A 15,156-nucleotide genomic window follows, 5' to 3' on the forward strand; every position below is an offset into this window, starting at 1 on the left:
TGATAGCTGACGAGATGTCCCGGATGACAGGCGCTAGCCTGGATGATTTGTTCTGCCAACAGGAGAGTTTATGACGCGGCGAGAGTTGGCGGTTGGCGTCGTCGTTGTGGCAGGATCGGCGGCTGCAACAGGAGGGCTTTGGCCCAGATTGGAGATCAACTCAGCCATGCCGCCCCTCCCAACTGAGCCCTCTGTCACCCTTCTTTCGGCCCCCATCGAACTCGCAGGCGACTGGGGCCGCATGCTTCCAGGTGCGGCAGATCAGGTCGTCGAGCGTATGCGGCACGCCTGCCTGGATGGCCTACGACTGCTCTCCGATCGCCAGCCTACGCGACTTCGTGTCGACGAGCACACTTCCGGGCAACCGGCCGTGTGGCTGCATCCAGACGGCACCAGCATGGCGTGGATCATCGTCGACATCGGCGAGCGCGATTGGTCGAAGCTTGCCTATCAGTTCGGGCACGAGCTCGGACACGTCATGGCCAACAGCTGGCAGGCGGACGCCAAGCCGGCGCCACCATGCCAGTGGCTCGAGGAAGCGACGGTTGAAGCGTTTTCGCTGCGTGGCCTGGGAAGCCTGGCGAAAGACTGGAAGGAGAATCCTCCGTTCCCTGGCGACAACGCTTTCGGTGATGCCATTGCCGAGTATCGCGACAACATCGTCCGAGGTTACACCGCGCTCGCCGATGGCCAGGGGCTCACTCGCGACGCGGCGGCCTGGTTCGCCGATCATCGCAGCGAAATCGAAATCCCAGGCCTCAATCCATTCGCCCAAGCAATGTCAGCGACTATCCTCACCGAATACGACCGCGCGCCCGGCTGCATCGAAGCGCTCGGCGCACTAAACCGCTGGCCCGGTCGAACCGGTATTCCCATCGCCGAATATCTTCAACGATGGGAACAGAGCTGTAGAGAACTGCAAGCCTCGCCGCAACTACCCCTCCGCTTGCAGGATTTGTTCGTGCAACGGGTCAAGTGAGAGTGGGTGCAAGAGCATCCGGCCCGAGACTGCTCCATCGGTGCGGATTGCAACCGCCAAAGCTCGCCGGCGCCTTTCCAGTATATCTAGCTCGGCGTAGTCCAAGCCAAATTTACTTAGGGTGGACCGCGAACGTATGCGGCGCTTTTCTGGACGCGGTTTCGCTGTGGGCGCCAAGCGACAACCGACGCACTGAGTTTCATCTCTAAAATCCAGCAGCGATTCATGGCGCATACTGGCTTGTGTTTCCCTGGTCGCGCGGGACGAGAACGCGCCCGAAACCCGCCGAGAGTGGCTGTCGCGCGAAAAGGGTCGAACGGGGCGATCGAGCTTCGGTTAGATCAGAACGGCGAACTGCTAGCCCGCCGTTTAGCCATCCAGCAGTTGTATTGCCAGAGCCGGCCAGGCAAAGACCGATCCGAGGCAGCCTTCAAAGCAGCATTTGTCTCAGCTTATACGCTGCCTCGGTGCGGTTCGTAGCCTTGAGCTTTTTCATGATATTTCGGATGTGGACTTTGACGGTGCTCTCGCACAGGTTGAGCTCGTAGGCAATTATCTTGTTCGCCTTGCCTGTCCTGAGCGCCTCCACAACCGCAGCTTCGCGTGCGGTGAACATGCCGGAGAGCGGACGGACACCGTTTGCGGTCGAGTGGATGATCTCTCGCAGCGCCAGCACGCAGCTGGCGGGCACAAAAATCCCTCCGGCACGAGCAAGACCAATGGCCTCGGCAGCGACCTTCACCGTCACGCTTGTGGGAATATAGCCTCGGGCGCCGCATTCGAGAGCCGCGAGAACCTCCCCCGGCTCATCGGAATCCACCACGACGATTACGGGTACGGTGCCAAACTCGGAAATTAAGTGCGCAAGTTCCGCCCGAACATTCTGGTCCGTGACCTTCCTGGCGCCAAGAATTACGAGGAAAGCGGATGGCTCCTCGTCCCCGGCAATGTGCTGGATTTCGTCAAGCGATCCTACCGCGCTAACGCGCAAGGTGGGATTGTGTTCGATAAGGCCGCGCGCAAGGCATTCACGCTCAAGCGCTCGCTTGTCGACAATCATGACCAAGCCTTCGCTTGGACGTCCTTCGTCGAGATCGGACCTGCCAAGACCATTCGCGTCCGGCAGATGTCCATTGTGTAACGGTCTTGTTGCATCGTTCCAAAAATCGGAAGTTTGTCCCATCGCCTTACTTACTCCTCTCCGCCGTCGACTTTGCTTTCTCCCTTCTTGTCATGGCTACCTCGCAAAGCTTGTCGAAGGCATGAACAATACGCTCGTTCACCGTGTGTCAGACTGCCTGCACACCAACGCGGAACAGACTCAAGGAGTAGGCCATGCGCCGTCCTAAGGCACCGACGTATGGCTTCCCTGTCCTTTAGAGGTAACCCAACCTGAGAGGCATAGTACGATGCTGTGGAAAAGGCGCATTAATCCTGGTTAATAATTTGGTAATTATATCTTAGCTAGCTAATATACCAGGCCCCAATGGCTTTGCGCAGGTCTGATTCCCCATCCAGGCCGCGAGGGCGCCTGTCTGATAGTCGGGGGCGGTCCGGCCGGCTTGGCTGCCGCGACATATCTCGGGCGTTTTCGCCGCCGGGTCATCGTCGTCAACGCCGGCGAAAGCCGCGCGAGGTGCATACCCGTAAGCCATAACTGCCCTGGTTTTCCGGACGGCATTTCAGGCGTAGATTTGCTTGAACGACTGCGACAACAGGCCCTGACGGGCACCGTTGACCTTATGAACGGTACAGTTACCGCTCTCCGGCGCGATGGCCCCGATTTTGTCGCCACGGCGTCGTTCGCCGCCCGGGCTCGCGCGGTGCTGTTCGCTACGGGCATCGTCGACACGCTCCCGAACACTCCGAATGCGGCCAGCATGATCGCAATAGGATCGATGCGGCTGTGTCCGGTCTGTGACGCTTACGAGGTCATCGACAAACGTGTCGCCGTGATCGGTCCGGCAGACCAGGCGACAAAAAAGGCCCTGTTCATGCAGACCTATTCAAGCGACGTCACTATACTGGCGACCGACGCGATATCAGGCCTTGACCCCGCCACGGGCGAACTCCTCAAAGCGGCTGGCGTCAGGGTAGAAGAATGCCTGCCGGATTCCGTACGGGCTGCCGGTCCGGGGGCTCGGGTAAGCCTGCGTGACGGCAGATCGCTTTCATTCGACACGATTTATCCTGCCATGGGTTGCACCATACGCTCAAAGCTCGCCATCGATCTCGGCGCGGAATGCGACGGCGCCGGCAATCTCGTGGTGGACTCGCACCAGCGCACCGGCATAGCCGGCCTTTATGCCGCAGGGGACGTGGTCGATGAAATCAACCAGATTGCGGTCGCGTTTGGGCACGCGGCAATCGCCGCCACCGACATGCACAACTATCTTGCAACGACGGACTAACGCGGCGCGCTTGTACGGAAGCGGTCGGCGCGATGTCGGCCTCCGCGTCGCCGCCAAGCTTGTTCAGAACCTTTGATCGCTGCGCGCTGCACAGGATGCGCTTCGGCTGAGCGAAGTCGACCTTATATACAATGGAACGCCGTCGACTTGGTAAGCGTTGACTGCCATTCAGCGAGTCGCCCCATGCACCTCATCCAGCTCCTGCTTCCCGATCCGACAACGCGGGCCGGCCCTTCCCGCGGGAAGATTTCGATCGGGTCAAGGAGGAGCTTGGCGAGCCGATTTAACGGCGTTACGGCCTACCTTCAGGCGCCTACTGAGCGCCTGGGGCGGCAAGGGACGAACTCCGACAGCGACAACATCGTTATCCTCGAGGTGATGACGGAGGAAATCGATGTCGCGGGCTGGCGCGACCGCCGTAGGGAACTCGAACGAAGATTTCGGCAAGACAAGGTTATCATTCGCTGCATGCCCATGGCGCTCGTATAGTCGACGCCATGCCCTCGACGTCGATCCGCCAGAGCGAATACGATCCCGACAGCCAGATTCTCTCCGTATGGTTCGTTGCGAGCGGCAAGCGCTATGACTACGAGGGGGTCCCTGTGGAGGTCTACACCGCCTTCCGAAACGCTTTCGCGAAAGGCCGCTTCTTCAATGACCACATCCGGGGCCAGTTTCGCTACCGGCTGATCTCGGACGATTAGCGGACCTTCCGGGGAGGCGGCGCTCATGCCCGTCCCGGCGTGGCGCGCCAGCAGGCTATCAGCACTGAACTCGCCATGCATCCCGTTCCGACGTGAGGCTGGCTGTGATGCAACTCACGCGGCTGCATCAATGTTTCGATGTGAGCTTGCCTTTGATACGGTTTCGCTCAGCGCTTGAACGCGGGCCGATCAGGTTACGCCACGGAGGTCTGGCCCGCCGCTACTTCTCATCCATGGACATCCTCGGTCGCATATGACTTGGGGGCGGGTTGCGGAGTTGCTACTTTCGCGTCGTATGCCCCGACCTTCCGGGATTCGGACGCTCCTACCAACCGGTAGACGATCCCAGCAGCAGGTTTTCATCGAAGCGGGAGAAATCTGTTGCGCTCGTAGACCTAATGGAACGGTTGGGCCACCACGCCTTTTTTGTCGCCGGACATGATCGTGGCAGTCTCGTCGCCTTCAGAATGGCAATGGATCATCCCGCAGTGGTGCGAAAGTTGATTGTCGTGGACGGGCTGCCCGTTATTGAGCATCTGGAACGTACTGACTGGCAATTCGCCTACGACTGGTTCCACTGGTTCTTCTTCGCGCAGCCCGAGAAGCCAGAACGGGCCATAATGGCCATGGCTTGGTACAACACCCTGCGGCCAGAGCTCATGGGACGCGAGGCGTATGACGAGCTGGTGTCGCTCATTCATGATCCCCATGTGATCCATGGCATGGTCGAGGACTATCGTGCTGGCATCAGGATTGACCATCATCATGACCGCGAAGATCGAGGCGCTGGGCGAAAGGTGCCTTGTCCAATGCTCTGCCTCTGGTCGCTCGTCGATGACCTCGAGCAGATCTATGGGGACCCTGTAGAGACATGGAGGCGCCGGGCGGCGGACGTACACGGCAACGGAATCAAAAGCGGGCGCCACGTCGCCGAAGAGAATCCCGCTGCTCTCGCAGCGTCCTTCAGAGCTTTCTATAATCAGCCCTGAGTCTTATCGGATCCACTCTGGTGGAACGAATTTTCGCGTACTCCGTTTGCAGGGGTTAAGCTGAAAAGGAATTGGGATGAGCGAACGACAACTGGGCAACGTTGTCGCCTTAGGTGACTTTGGACCTTCCCGACCCGGCGGGGATTTTGACTATCACGATTTCTTTGAGAACGGTGGCGTTGCACTCCATTTGGTCAGTGCAGATGGCGTCATTCTACATGCGAACAACGCTGAACTGGACCTGATTGGGTACCCTGCAGAGGAATATGTCGGTCGCCATATTGCCGAGTTTCATTCAGACCCGGAGGTGATCGAAGATATTCTGGATCGCCTGCTCCGTGGCGAAAAGATTGCGAGGTATCCGGCGCGGCTGAGAGCTTTTGACGGCTCGATCAAGCACGTCGAAATCACGTCAAGTGGCAATTTCCGCGACGGCAAGCTGGTCAACACAAGATGCTTCACCGTTGATGTGACCGACCTGGAGCGGGCCCGCAGCGAGTTGAGACAAAAGGACAGTACCTATCACCAGATTTTGGATGCGCTTCCCGTCGCCATTTACACTACTGACGCGCATGGCACGATCACCTATTACAACCGCGCCGCATCGGACCTTGCAGGCCGGGAGCCCGAAATCGGTAAGGACAAATGGTGTGTCACCTTTAAGCTGTTCACGCTCGACGGCAAGGAACTGCCGCACGACGAATGCCCGATGGCAATTGCGCTCAAGGAGAACCGGCCCGTTTACGGCCAGCAGGCCGTAGCGCAACGTCCGGACGGGTCATTCTTCCCGTTTCAGCCCTATCCAACTCCGATACAAGACGAGACCGGCAATTTGACTGGCGCAGTCAACATGCTGCTCGACGTTACTGACCGCCAACGGGCCGAGGAGGTGCGTCATCATCTCTCAGCGATTGTGGAATCCTCGTTCGATGCAATCGTCAGCAAAGATCTGAACACGATCATTACGAGTTGGAATCACGGTGCCGAACGGCTGTTCGGCTACACCGCCGAAGAGGCCATCGGGCGATCCGTGACGATGCTTATCCCCGATGACCATCAGGACGAGGAACCCCGTATCATTGAACGCATCCGCCGCGGTGAAAGGGTTGAGAGCTTCGAAACGGTCCGGAAGCGAAAGGATGCAAGTCTCTTCCCCGTCTCGCTGACGATATCGCCTGTGCGCAACGCAGCCGGGCAGATCATCGGCGCGTCGAAGATCGCCCGGGATATCACGTCAGCGAAAGAGAGTGAGCATCGCATCCAAATGCTGATGCGCGAGGTCAACCATCGGGTAAAAAACCAGTATTCCGTGATTCTATCGATGATCAGGGAAACCAACAAGCGAGCCGAAAATCCGACGGACTTCGAACGGCAGGTTCGCGAGCGGATCATGGCTCTATCGCGGTCGCACGATCTGCTTGTTACGGGCGACTGGAAGGGCGTTAGCGTTTTGGAACTCCTGTTGTCGCAGACCAAACCATTCGGCAATGAGGGCCGGATTTCCGTGTCTGGACCCTCCGTTATTCTGGACGCTAATGCGGTACAGTATCTCGGAATCGCGTTTCACGAACTGGCTACCAATTCGGCCAAATACGGGGTGCTATCGGGCGATCGTGGAGCAATTTCGGTCACATGGGACGTTTCGGGTTTGGGCGCTGAGCGGCTATTCCAGCTTACATGGAATGAAACAGATGGCCCAGGAGTTCAGACCATTGGACAGGGCGGATTTGGGACTGTGGTGCTAAAGCGGGTTGCTCCCGAGGCGGTTGGGGGAAAGGGCAATCTCGATTACGACGAGCATGGAATTGTCTGGACGTTGGAAGCCCCGCTCACTGCGGTGGAGGCATCAATTAACGCTGAGGCTTAAATCATTGGGCGCTCCCCAGGGCAAATCCGGGCCGTCACTGCTTTGGCTCGTCTCGGCGTATCAGCAGCCTAGCGACGGAAGGGCTCATCGGGCGATATTGCACGGACCGGCGATCGGGGCGGGCCGGTTAGGCTCGAGGTCCACCGCACGCCGCGAAACTGAGAAAATGCAAGACTTGATCGACGTCTTCCCAATGCCGCCCTGGTGTTTGCCAAGCCCGCAGCCTCGTGACTCAGCTCTGCCGCTACCAGGATAGCGACGGCCGCATCTACACCGCTCCCTGCGACGACCGTTATTATTGATGTAACGCCGTACTGCCATCTCGTGCCGGAGGACGGCTTCCCGTCGCTCCGCACCAAGCCGGGATGCGCTTGGATAGGCGTTGTCTCAAAGGCGGCGAGACTGAGCGACGCTATTAAAAGGCCTGGGGCTTGCCCGTCCAGCGCCAGGACTTATGCTCCCTTCGACCTCGATACTTGCCAGCATGCGCCCGTAGCGGTCGTCCATCCGCGGCTGGCGGCGCGTCGATGTTGGATCCCGGCCGGATGTGTGTTCGGTAGAGAATGATCGTGTCGCCGTCGATGCAACGCGGCTCGCCCAAGGCAAACGCTTCCAACGTGCTCCTCATCAAACGTAATGTCGTTACTTCCGCGGTTGGGCATTAGGGAACAAAATGGGCACGCGAACGTAGAGGTCTGGATTCAGCGAGAGGTTTCGATGCGCACTCACTTGGTTGGCAAGCATGACATTCGTGGCGGGAGTGTGCGGGGGCCCACAATCGAAGGTCCGAGCGATGCCCGGTTCGTCGAATAGCTAGTGCGAGAGTCCACTTCCCCAGACCGTAACCTGCCAGGGGGCGTTGTTTCTACGGCGCCCGGTCGCCTACATCTCCAAGAGGACGACGAGCTGAGCCAAGGCCGGGCGTGCGACTGTCTGATAATCGGGGGCGGTCCGGCCGGCTTGGCTGCCGCGACATATCTGGGGCGTTTTCGCCGCCGGGTCATCGTCGTCGACGCCCGCGAAAGCCGCGCGAGGTGCATACCCGTAAGCCATAACTGCCCTGGTTTTCCGGACGGCATTTCAGGCGTAGATTTGCTTGAACGACTGCGACAACAGGCCCTGACGGGCACCGTTGACCTTATGGACGGTACAGTTACCGCTCTCCGGCGCGATGGCCCCGATTTTGTCGCCACGGCGTCGTTCGCCGTCCGGGCTCGCGCGGTGCTGTTCGCTACGGGCATCGTCGACACGCTCCCGAACACTCCGAATGCGGCCAGCATGATCGCAATAGGATCGATGCGGCTGTGTCCGGTCTGTGACGCTTACGAGGTCATCGACAAACGTGTCGCCGTGATCGGTCCGGCAGACCAGGCGACAAAAAAGGCCCTGTTCATGCAGACCTATTCAAGCGACGTCACTATACTGGCGACCGACGCGATATCAGGCCTTGACCCCGCCACGGGCGAACTCCTCAAAGCGGCTGGCGTCAGGGTGGAAGAATGCCTGCCGGATTCCGTACGGGCTGCCGGTCCGGGGGCTCGGGTAAGCCTGCGTGACGGCAGATCGCTTTCATTCGACACGATTTATCCTGCCATGGGTTGCACCATACGCTCAAAGCTCGCCATCGATCTCGGCGCGGAATGCGACGGCGCCGGCAATCTCGTGGTGGACTCGCACCAGCGCACCGGTATAGCCGGCCTTTATGCCGCAGGGGACGTGGTCGATGAAATCAACCAGATTGCGGTCGCGTTCGGGCACGCGGCAATCGCCGCCACCGACATGCACAACTATCTTGCAACGACGGACTAACGCGGCGCGCTTGTACGGAAGCGGTCGGCGCGATGTCGGCCCGAGGGTGACCGCTGGGCTTATTCAATCTCCGCAATTTTGTGCGTTGCAGCAACGATATTGCCGCGAGCGCGTTGCACTCACGCCCTTCAACCCGGAGGTTCAAATAGAAGGACGGGCCAATTGCGAAAAGTCTCCGATACGATTGCGCGCCTCAGGACACTGCGCGCGCAACAAAATAGGCACCCCATCTCATTCACATCCGTCGATCGCCTCTCCACCCTCGAAAATTTCGGCTCCAATCCGGGCGGATTACGGGCAAGATACTATCGACCAGATGACCTCGCCGAAGGCGCGCCGCTCGTCGTCATACTGCACGGTTGCACCCAGAACGCCGTCGGCTACGACTACCACTCGGGATGGTCCCAACTCGCCCAGCAGGTCGGTTTCGGGCTTCTCTATCCCGAGCAACAACGCGCCAACAATCCCAACCTCTGCTTCAACTGGTTCTTGCCTGGGGACACTGCGCGCGATCGCGGCGAAGTCCATTCGATCCGGCAGATGATCGAGACGATGGTCATTACGTACGGCCTTGACCGACAGCAGATATTCGTTACCGGGCTTTCGGCGGGCGGGGCCATGGCGGCGGCGATGCTCGCCACCTACCCTGAAGTGTTTGCCGGCGGCGGCATCATTGCCGGTCTGCCCTTCGGTTGCGCCACAACCATTCCTGAGGCGTTCGACCGCATGCGCGGCCACGGCGGCCCGTCCGAGCAAGAATTGCAGCGGCTTGTGCGGAAAGCCTCCATGAACAATGAACAGTGGCCCAGGATTTCGATCTGGCAGGGTTCCGCCGATCGCACTGTGGCGTCCGTTAACGCGGAGTCCATCGCTGCCCAGTGGCGCGGCGTGCACAAACTCGCCAAGGCGCCGACCCATTCGACGAGCGAGCGCGGACGAAGCAGGCAAGTTTGGGCTGACGAAGCCGGAGAAGTGAAGATCGAGATAAATATGATTGACGGCATGGGTCACGGCACGCCCGTCGGGCAGGGCCTCGGCACGGCCGGACCTTACATGCTCGACGTAGGAATCTCTTCAACCCAGGAGATAGTGCGGTTCTGGGGTCTCGGCGATGTCGACGACGCGCGAGCGTCAGCCATGGCGAGGCCCGCTTCGCCAAGGTTAGCTACGCCAAGGACCGACATGACGCCATCAGCATTTCATCTTCGGGCAGCGTCGAAGGGACAGGCGAAGGCCAGGCCTGCGGAACCGGTTCTGGATGACTTGCACGGATCGAGGGCTCAACCCCTACAGAAAGTCATCCAGGATGCTCTGCGCTTGGCGGGCCTGATGGAGTAGGCATAACAGTCTTGCTCTCAGTGAATAGCTGAGCGGAGCCTAGCTCTTGCACAATGGAACGCGGTCGACTTCGTACGCGTTGACTGCCATTCAGCGAGTGGCGGTATGCACCTTATCCAAATCCTGCTTCCCCGAGCCGACAACGATGGCCGGCCTTTCGCGCGGGAAGATTTCGATCGGGTCAAGGAGGAATTGGCGAACCGATTTAAAGGCGTTACGGCTTATCTTCAGGCCCCTGCAGAGGGCCTGTGGCTGCAAGGCGCGGAATCTACCCGAGACGACATCATTATCTTCGAGGTGATGGCCGAGGAACTCGAGCTGGCGGACTGGCACGACCGGCGCGCGGAACTCGAACGAAGATTTCGGCAGGACGAGGTTATGATCCGCTACATGCCTATCGGGCTCGTCTAGACAGCTCCGTGTGTTCATCGCGACCTGCAAGCGTTACTGGTGCATGAGGCATTGTGGTTTGGTCCCGAAGCCCGGGCAGCGTCCTTGGCCTCTAGGCCACGAACTAAAATGGTTCGTGGCGCCCAAGGCTAATCGTGACACGGTGCTGCCTAGCCGTGCCTGGCAACGAAATTGTCGATCGGCCCGGTTAAGGAGTGGGCCTCTTGCCGGATCATCTCATCATCCCAGTCCCACCAGCGGATTACCAGCATCTTGGAGATGATTTGGCCGGGAAACGGAGGCGAATGGTTTTGGCGGGATTCCCCCCGACAATCGTATAGGGCGGCACATCTTTCGTCACCGTGGCCTGAGCTCCGACAACGCCGCCGTCCCCGATCTTCACTCCAGGCAGAATTATTGCCCGTCTGCCAATCCAAACGTCATTTCCGATCGTTATTCCTCGCCGTCCGCTGTGGTCTTTAAACGGGGGCTTCCCCAGCATCTTCGAAGGGGCGAAGGAAGTAGTCGCGCATGTCGTTGGATGGTTCCCACTGCAAAGAAACATCACTTCGTCGGCGATGGAGCAAAACGACCCGATCTCAAGTGGCGCCTCAGGACTGCACCCGAAGATCTTAAGGCCGTTGTCGATGCCAAAAGTATGGCGCCCCAGCTTGGTATCTTTCGGTACTGGGTGGCGTCTATTGCGCAGCCAAATGGTCAGCTTCGACATGATTGCTCCGCCATGAACACTTGGACGCGAATAGCACGCTGGCAATCAGCCAGTCCACATCCTGCCAACTCAGAGGGTCGTTTCGGCAAGCAGTCTGCCCGCCACTTGCGCCGAGATGCTTCAGTCGATCAGTCATCCCTGGAACCTCTCGGTGCCAAGCGATCTTGTCGCCGACCTTCATCCCTCGGAATCGACTTCGATGAGCGTGATCTTGACCTGCGGCTAGCACCGACTGCAGTCGAATTCCGCCTTCAACCTGAGCACTCGCGACCGCGTCTTTCGCATTGGCAACCGGCGTGGCGCATGCAACCGAGATCTCGTTCTGGACTTGGCGCCAGGAAGACAAGGCCGCCTACAACGAATTTTTTGCCGATTTCACCAAGGAGAACCCGGACATCCATGTGAAGTTTGAGTCGTTCCCGGATGAGATCTACCCAACCATCGTCTCGACGGCGCTGGCCGCCGGCAAGGCGACGTCATCCACACCCATGCCTATGGCTGGGATCAACCCGATAATCAATGCGTTGTTTCCATCATGTTTTTTACGTTTATGAGTTCAATTTGTATCACGGATCATCGCCCGATCAGTCGAGATCAAACCGCATGGCGAGCGCCTTCGAGCACAACGGTCTCAAGACGGCTTTGGCCCTCTAGGGGCGGTTGGTGCGCCCTGGTCTTTGAGCGGCTCCCGCCATGTTCTTGGCGAGCCCGACCAGACGCAGCACAGCCCGCTTTGGATTGGAACCGAGCCACAGGCCCCTGATCGAACTGACGCTGTTTTTCCCGCGAAGCGGCTTCCACAGGGCAGAATCGGTAGCGACTGTCCTGGCATAGCTCGCCTCGGCCAAGGTGACGCCTTGCCCCAGTCCCACCTGGAAGATGACCGTCGCTTGGTTCGCGTGACACGCATGAACGGTCGGACCGCCACCGGCCGCAATGCGTTCGAGCAGGCACAGGTCCGACGGCGGCCCTTCCAGCCCGATCGGGACGAGCAGAGGCATGTCCGCGAGGTCGGACCATCTGAGCACCGGCCTCTCGACAAGAGAATGACAGGACGGCAGTAGCACGAAGAGGCGTTCTTGCCAGAAGACTTCGCTGCTGCAGAATTTGGCGGTGCCAATGTGATGTGTGAACACGAGGTCGAAGCACCTGCGGCGTATTGCAGAAAGGCACTGGCCCGATGGGATATCCTCAATGGTCAAGGTTATGTCCGGGTACAGCTTGCCGAAACGCTCGATGAGGCATTTGAGGAATTCTCCGCCTGTCACCCAGCACAGCCCAATCCGGAGTGTCTTGGCATCCTTGTTATCGCGCACACGCTCGGCGAAAGCATCGAGCAGGCCGTCGTAGTGAACGCGCACGATTTCGATCCAGGCGCGGCCTGTCTTCGTCAACCGAACGCCGCGCACATCGCGCTCGAACAGTTGCATGCCGAGTAGCTGTTCGAGTTTGACGACGTTACGGCTGACCGAGGATTCCTGGACCCTCAGGGCTATTGCGGCCTGACGCATGCTGCCGTGATCCATGGCCGCAAAAGCGTAGGTCAGCAACTGAATAGCATTCCCGTTCCGCGTCATCTCGCTAGAGCTTCGTGACCGCCGCGGGAGGTGCCTGTCTCGCGGGTATGCGATCGGATCCGTTTTGCGGACGGGCGGCACTCAGGCGGATCAACAGTGTTGCCGGCCGCCTGGAGCTTCGGCGCAGCTGCCACCCATGGCTGCGTCATGTCGGATTGTCCGTCACGGCGATCGTCGCTGCGTCAGAGAGGCTGATCTCGTAGACATATTCATGCGGGATGGCCGGCGTCGACATCTGTGAGGCGTAGAGATCGAGATTTTCCTTGCTGTTGCTTGCCGCAAGACTGCAGAAATTGCCGCTGTTCCACGTCATCGTGCAGTATCTGAAATGCTCACCTACGGAGCGCGCCATCTCCGCCAGGGTCACCTCATTGTTGAACATGGTCCCCAGGACGTCCGTCTTCTTTTTTGCAATTTCGTCCGGGGGAAGTACCTCGCCTTGAAGCCGTAATCCTTCTGGTACTCTCGGCGCTGATAGTCGCTTTCATCGGCGGCCCTGAATTTTTCGACGAAGACGAAAATTCCGCCGTCCTTGAGGTGCTGGGTTACGAACTCGATCTGCTTGGGCCTGTTAGGCGAATACATCTGAAAGGTTGTGTCCTCGAGGATGACGTCGAAGCCTTGCGTGAACTTGGTCAGCCGCCGATCCGATCCGAGCGCATCCTTGGTCAACCAGTGGAACGGGCCGATGAAGAATTCGGCGTGGGCCGGTTCGCCATAGGCCACGAAGGACTTGTAGTTTTCGGGGTTCGGGCTGCAGGACAGCGAAAGAATCTGCCCGTCCGAAAATTCAGACAGGGTTCTGGCCATCGTGCCTTCGGCTGTTCCAAGGCTGTACAGCGACAGCGCGGATCCACGGCGCCGGGCATAGGTCAGCACCGCGTAGGCCATCCGGCACTCCTCCTCCAATCTGTAAGGAATGCTGCCGTGATAATGCTGGTCGAAAAAGCCTTGCCGGGCGGCGTGCAGGCGAACGAGATCGCGAAGGAGTTCATCGCTGGGCAGAAGGCGTGTATCGGCCTGAGGCTTGCGAACTGGCATCCCGCTTTTGCCCGCTGCGGTTGCAGCGAAAAAACCTGCCAGCTGGTTAATCCGTGGCCCCTGGTCGCACTCGGCCAGGAAGTCGTTGAGTCCTCGCATCGCACTATGCCTCCCGCACCGTTGCTTTGGTGAGATGCCACGAGCTCGACGGGAAACTTCACTCAATTAAGAGAGATCTAATGTTTGAAAATGCTTCGAGTCTTGGCCAGGGCACTGGTAGGCCTGCAGAAAATGAGAGGCTTTCCTACGATTGCCATTTTTTTACTAAAGTCACATCTTCTACCAATCCTAAGTTAGTTGTGATTTGTCCAGCAACCTCTGGTTAGGCAAAACACGGGAGGGTGGGCTACTCTCAGTATGAAGGCTGCTCCCATCCGTGGACACTCCTTGCCTCGATCCCAACAAGATCCGCCGTTCACAGCACCACACGCTCACACACCAACATGAGAACTGGGGCCACATACAGGCAGACTTGATCAGGAGAACTGGCCTGGAGCGCCAGGAAACAGCAATTTCGTTCCCGGGCCATATATTTCTGATGAACCTGAAAGGGGCGGCAAGCCGCGGAGAGGATTTCGTCGACGGGCGTCGGATCTCGTTTTCGCCGCGTCGGGCTGGCTCGGTAATCCATATGCCTGCCGGCAGTGATTGGACGGGGTGGGACGAAGGAGAGCCGACGGCCGCCTACCTGCTCATCTCGATTGAAAAAGGGTTCACCGACGAAGCGTTCGGCGGGATGGTGCGCCATCGCTCGGGTGACATGCCGGCTGCGATCGGATTTCGGGACAGCACGGTGGAAATGGCCCTGCAACGGATCGCCATCGAGCTCAGGCAGCCCGATCCGATCAGCGTGACGATGGTCGAGAGCCAGGCCATGCAATTGCTCGTTCAGATGGTCAGGCGCAACGGTCACTATCATGAGCCGGCAAAAGGCGGGTTGTCGGCCTTCGATCTCAAACGTGCGATCGCAATGATCGAATCGTCGTCGGACGAGACTCCCACTCTCGCCGATCTGGCAAAGGAGGTCGGTGTCAGCCGTTTCCATTTCAGTAGGGCTTTCAAGCAATCGACCGGGATGACGCCACATGCGTTCATCGCACGGCGTCGACTGGATCACTCCGCCGACATGCTGCGATCGACCAATTTGTCGGCGACGGAGATCGCGCTGGAATGCGGGTTCGGCAGCTCAAGCCATTTCACGATCGCCTTTAAGCGAGCGTTCGGCGTCAGTCCGACGGAATACCGCCGCCGGTCCACGATCTGATTCAATACTTCCGGTGATTTCAGCAAGGAACTGAAAAATCAGGCGTGATTGTTAAGC

At 58.9% G+C, this 15,156-nt stretch carries 13 protein-coding genes and 2 pseudogenes; 10 read left to right on the forward strand and 5 right to left on the reverse strand.

Annotation, left to right across the window (positions count from 1 at the left end):
- Positions 1 to 148 precede the first annotated feature (148 nt).
- Positions 149 to 979 (forward strand): hypothetical protein, encoded by an 831-nt coding sequence (locus EJ077_RS21190; RefSeq protein WP_245458486.1) that lies wholly within the window; start codon positions 149 to 151, stop codon positions 977 to 979.
- Positions 980 to 1,409: 430 nt separating this feature from the next.
- Here EJ077_RS21190 and EJ077_RS21195 read toward each other — a convergent pair whose 3' ends face one another.
- Complete coding sequence (locus EJ077_RS21195) at positions 1,410 to 2,162, reverse strand: LuxR C-terminal-related transcriptional regulator (RefSeq protein WP_208695988.1); 753 nt, start codon at positions 2,160 to 2,162, stop codon at positions 1,410 to 1,412.
- Positions 2,163 to 2,541: 379 nt separating this feature from the next.
- On the opposite strand from EJ077_RS21195, the gene EJ077_RS21200 reads away from it, so the two are divergent.
- From EJ077_RS21200 to EJ077_RS21230, 7 genes and pseudogenes are all read left to right on the forward strand, one after another.
- Positions 2,542 to 3,390: an NAD(P)/FAD-dependent oxidoreductase gene (locus tag EJ077_RS21200; protein ID WP_245458487.1), complete on the forward strand. Its 849-nt coding sequence runs from the start codon at positions 2,542 to 2,544 to the stop codon at positions 3,388 to 3,390.
- 497 nt (positions 3,391 to 3,887) lie between these two features.
- Positions 3,888 to 4,094 (forward strand): KTSC domain-containing protein, encoded by a 207-nt coding sequence (locus EJ077_RS21205; RefSeq protein ID WP_135922069.1) that lies wholly within the window; start codon positions 3,888 to 3,890, stop codon positions 4,092 to 4,094.
- Positions 4,095 to 4,246: 152 nt separating this feature from the next.
- Positions 4,247 to 5,083, forward strand: a pseudogene (locus EJ077_RS21210) (alpha/beta fold hydrolase).
- A gap of 76 nt (positions 5,084 to 5,159) precedes the next feature.
- Entirely contained in the window at positions 5,160 to 6,950 is a 1,791-nt protein-coding gene (locus EJ077_RS21215; RefSeq protein WP_208695990.1) for a PAS domain S-box protein, read from the forward strand.
- Between the two features lie 960 nt (positions 6,951 to 7,910).
- Positions 7,911 to 8,759 (forward strand): NAD(P)/FAD-dependent oxidoreductase, encoded by an 849-nt coding sequence (locus tag EJ077_RS21220; protein WP_245458488.1) that lies wholly within the window; start codon positions 7,911 to 7,913, stop codon positions 8,757 to 8,759.
- Between the two features lie 162 nt (positions 8,760 to 8,921).
- Positions 8,922 to 10,097, forward strand: a complete 1,176-nt coding sequence (locus EJ077_RS21225; protein ID WP_208695991.1) for an alpha/beta hydrolase family esterase — start codon at positions 8,922 to 8,924, stop codon at positions 10,095 to 10,097.
- A gap of 105 nt (positions 10,098 to 10,202) precedes the next feature.
- Entirely contained in the window at positions 10,203 to 10,508 is a 306-nt protein-coding gene (locus EJ077_RS21230) for a hypothetical protein (protein ID WP_208695992.1), read from the forward strand.
- 149 nt (positions 10,509 to 10,657) lie between these two features.
- Here EJ077_RS21230 and EJ077_RS32870 read toward each other — a convergent pair.
- Positions 10,658 to 10,947: pseudogene (locus EJ077_RS32870) on the reverse strand (CatB-related O-acetyltransferase); the annotation flags it as partial.
- A 566-nt stretch (positions 10,948 to 11,513) separates the two neighbouring features.
- On the opposite strand from EJ077_RS32870, the gene EJ077_RS21240 reads away from it, so the two are divergent.
- Entirely contained in the window at positions 11,514 to 11,771 is a 258-nt protein-coding gene (locus tag EJ077_RS21240; RefSeq protein WP_245458489.1) for an extracellular solute-binding protein, read from the forward strand.
- Between the two features lie 96 nt (positions 11,772 to 11,867).
- Here the strand turns inward: EJ077_RS21240 and EJ077_RS21245 are convergent, their stop codons facing one another.
- From EJ077_RS21245 to EJ077_RS21250, 3 genes are all read right to left on the reverse strand, one after another.
- Positions 11,868 to 12,767, reverse strand: a complete 900-nt coding sequence (locus EJ077_RS21245) for a LysR family transcriptional regulator (RefSeq protein ID WP_208695994.1) — start codon at positions 12,765 to 12,767, stop codon at positions 11,868 to 11,870.
- Between the two features lie 172 nt (positions 12,768 to 12,939).
- Positions 12,940 to 13,107, reverse strand: coding sequence for a hypothetical protein (locus tag EJ077_RS32275; RefSeq protein ID WP_245458490.1), 168 nt, complete (start codon positions 13,105 to 13,107; stop codon positions 12,940 to 12,942).
- A gap of 50 nt (positions 13,108 to 13,157) precedes the next feature.
- Positions 13,158 to 13,934 (reverse strand): class I SAM-dependent methyltransferase, encoded by a 777-nt coding sequence (locus EJ077_RS21250; RefSeq protein ID WP_245458491.1) that lies wholly within the window; start codon positions 13,932 to 13,934, stop codon positions 13,158 to 13,160.
- 439 nt (positions 13,935 to 14,373) lie between these two features.
- Here EJ077_RS21250 and EJ077_RS21255 point away from each other — a divergent pair, with 439 nt between their 5' ends.
- Entirely contained in the window at positions 14,374 to 15,099 is a 726-nt protein-coding gene (locus tag EJ077_RS21255) for a helix-turn-helix domain-containing protein (protein ID WP_245458492.1), read from the forward strand.
- Positions 15,100 to 15,156 lie beyond the last annotated feature (57 nt).

This window comes from Mesorhizobium sp. M8A.F.Ca.ET.057.01.1.1, from assembly GCF_003952565.1.
Lineage (GTDB): Bacteria > Pseudomonadota > Alphaproteobacteria > Rhizobiales > Rhizobiaceae > Mesorhizobium.

Coding starts and splice junctions, on each gene's coding strand:
- EJ077_RS21255 (WP_245458492.1), top strand. CDS start 14,374: ATGAACCTGAAAGGGGCGGCAAGCCGCGGAGAGGATTTCGTCGACGGG.
- EJ077_RS21205 (WP_135922069.1), top strand. CDS start 3,888: ATGCCCTCGACGTCGATCCGCCAGAGCGAATACGATCCCGACAGCCAG.
- EJ077_RS21195 (WP_208695988.1), bottom strand. CDS start 2,162: ATGGGACAAACTTCCGATTTTTGGAACGATGCAACAAGACCGTTACAC.
- EJ077_RS21230 (WP_208695992.1), top strand. CDS start 10,203: ATGCACCTTATCCAAATCCTGCTTCCCCGAGCCGACAACGATGGCCGG.
- EJ077_RS21215 (WP_208695990.1), top strand. CDS start 5,160: ATGAGCGAACGACAACTGGGCAACGTTGTCGCCTTAGGTGACTTTGGA.
- EJ077_RS21250 (WP_245458491.1), bottom strand. CDS start 13,934: ATGCGAGGACTCAACGACTTCCTGGCCGAGTGCGACCAGGGGCCACGG.
- EJ077_RS32275 (WP_245458490.1), bottom strand. CDS start 13,107: ATGACGTGGAACAGCGGCAATTTCTGCAGTCTTGCGGCAAGCAACAGC.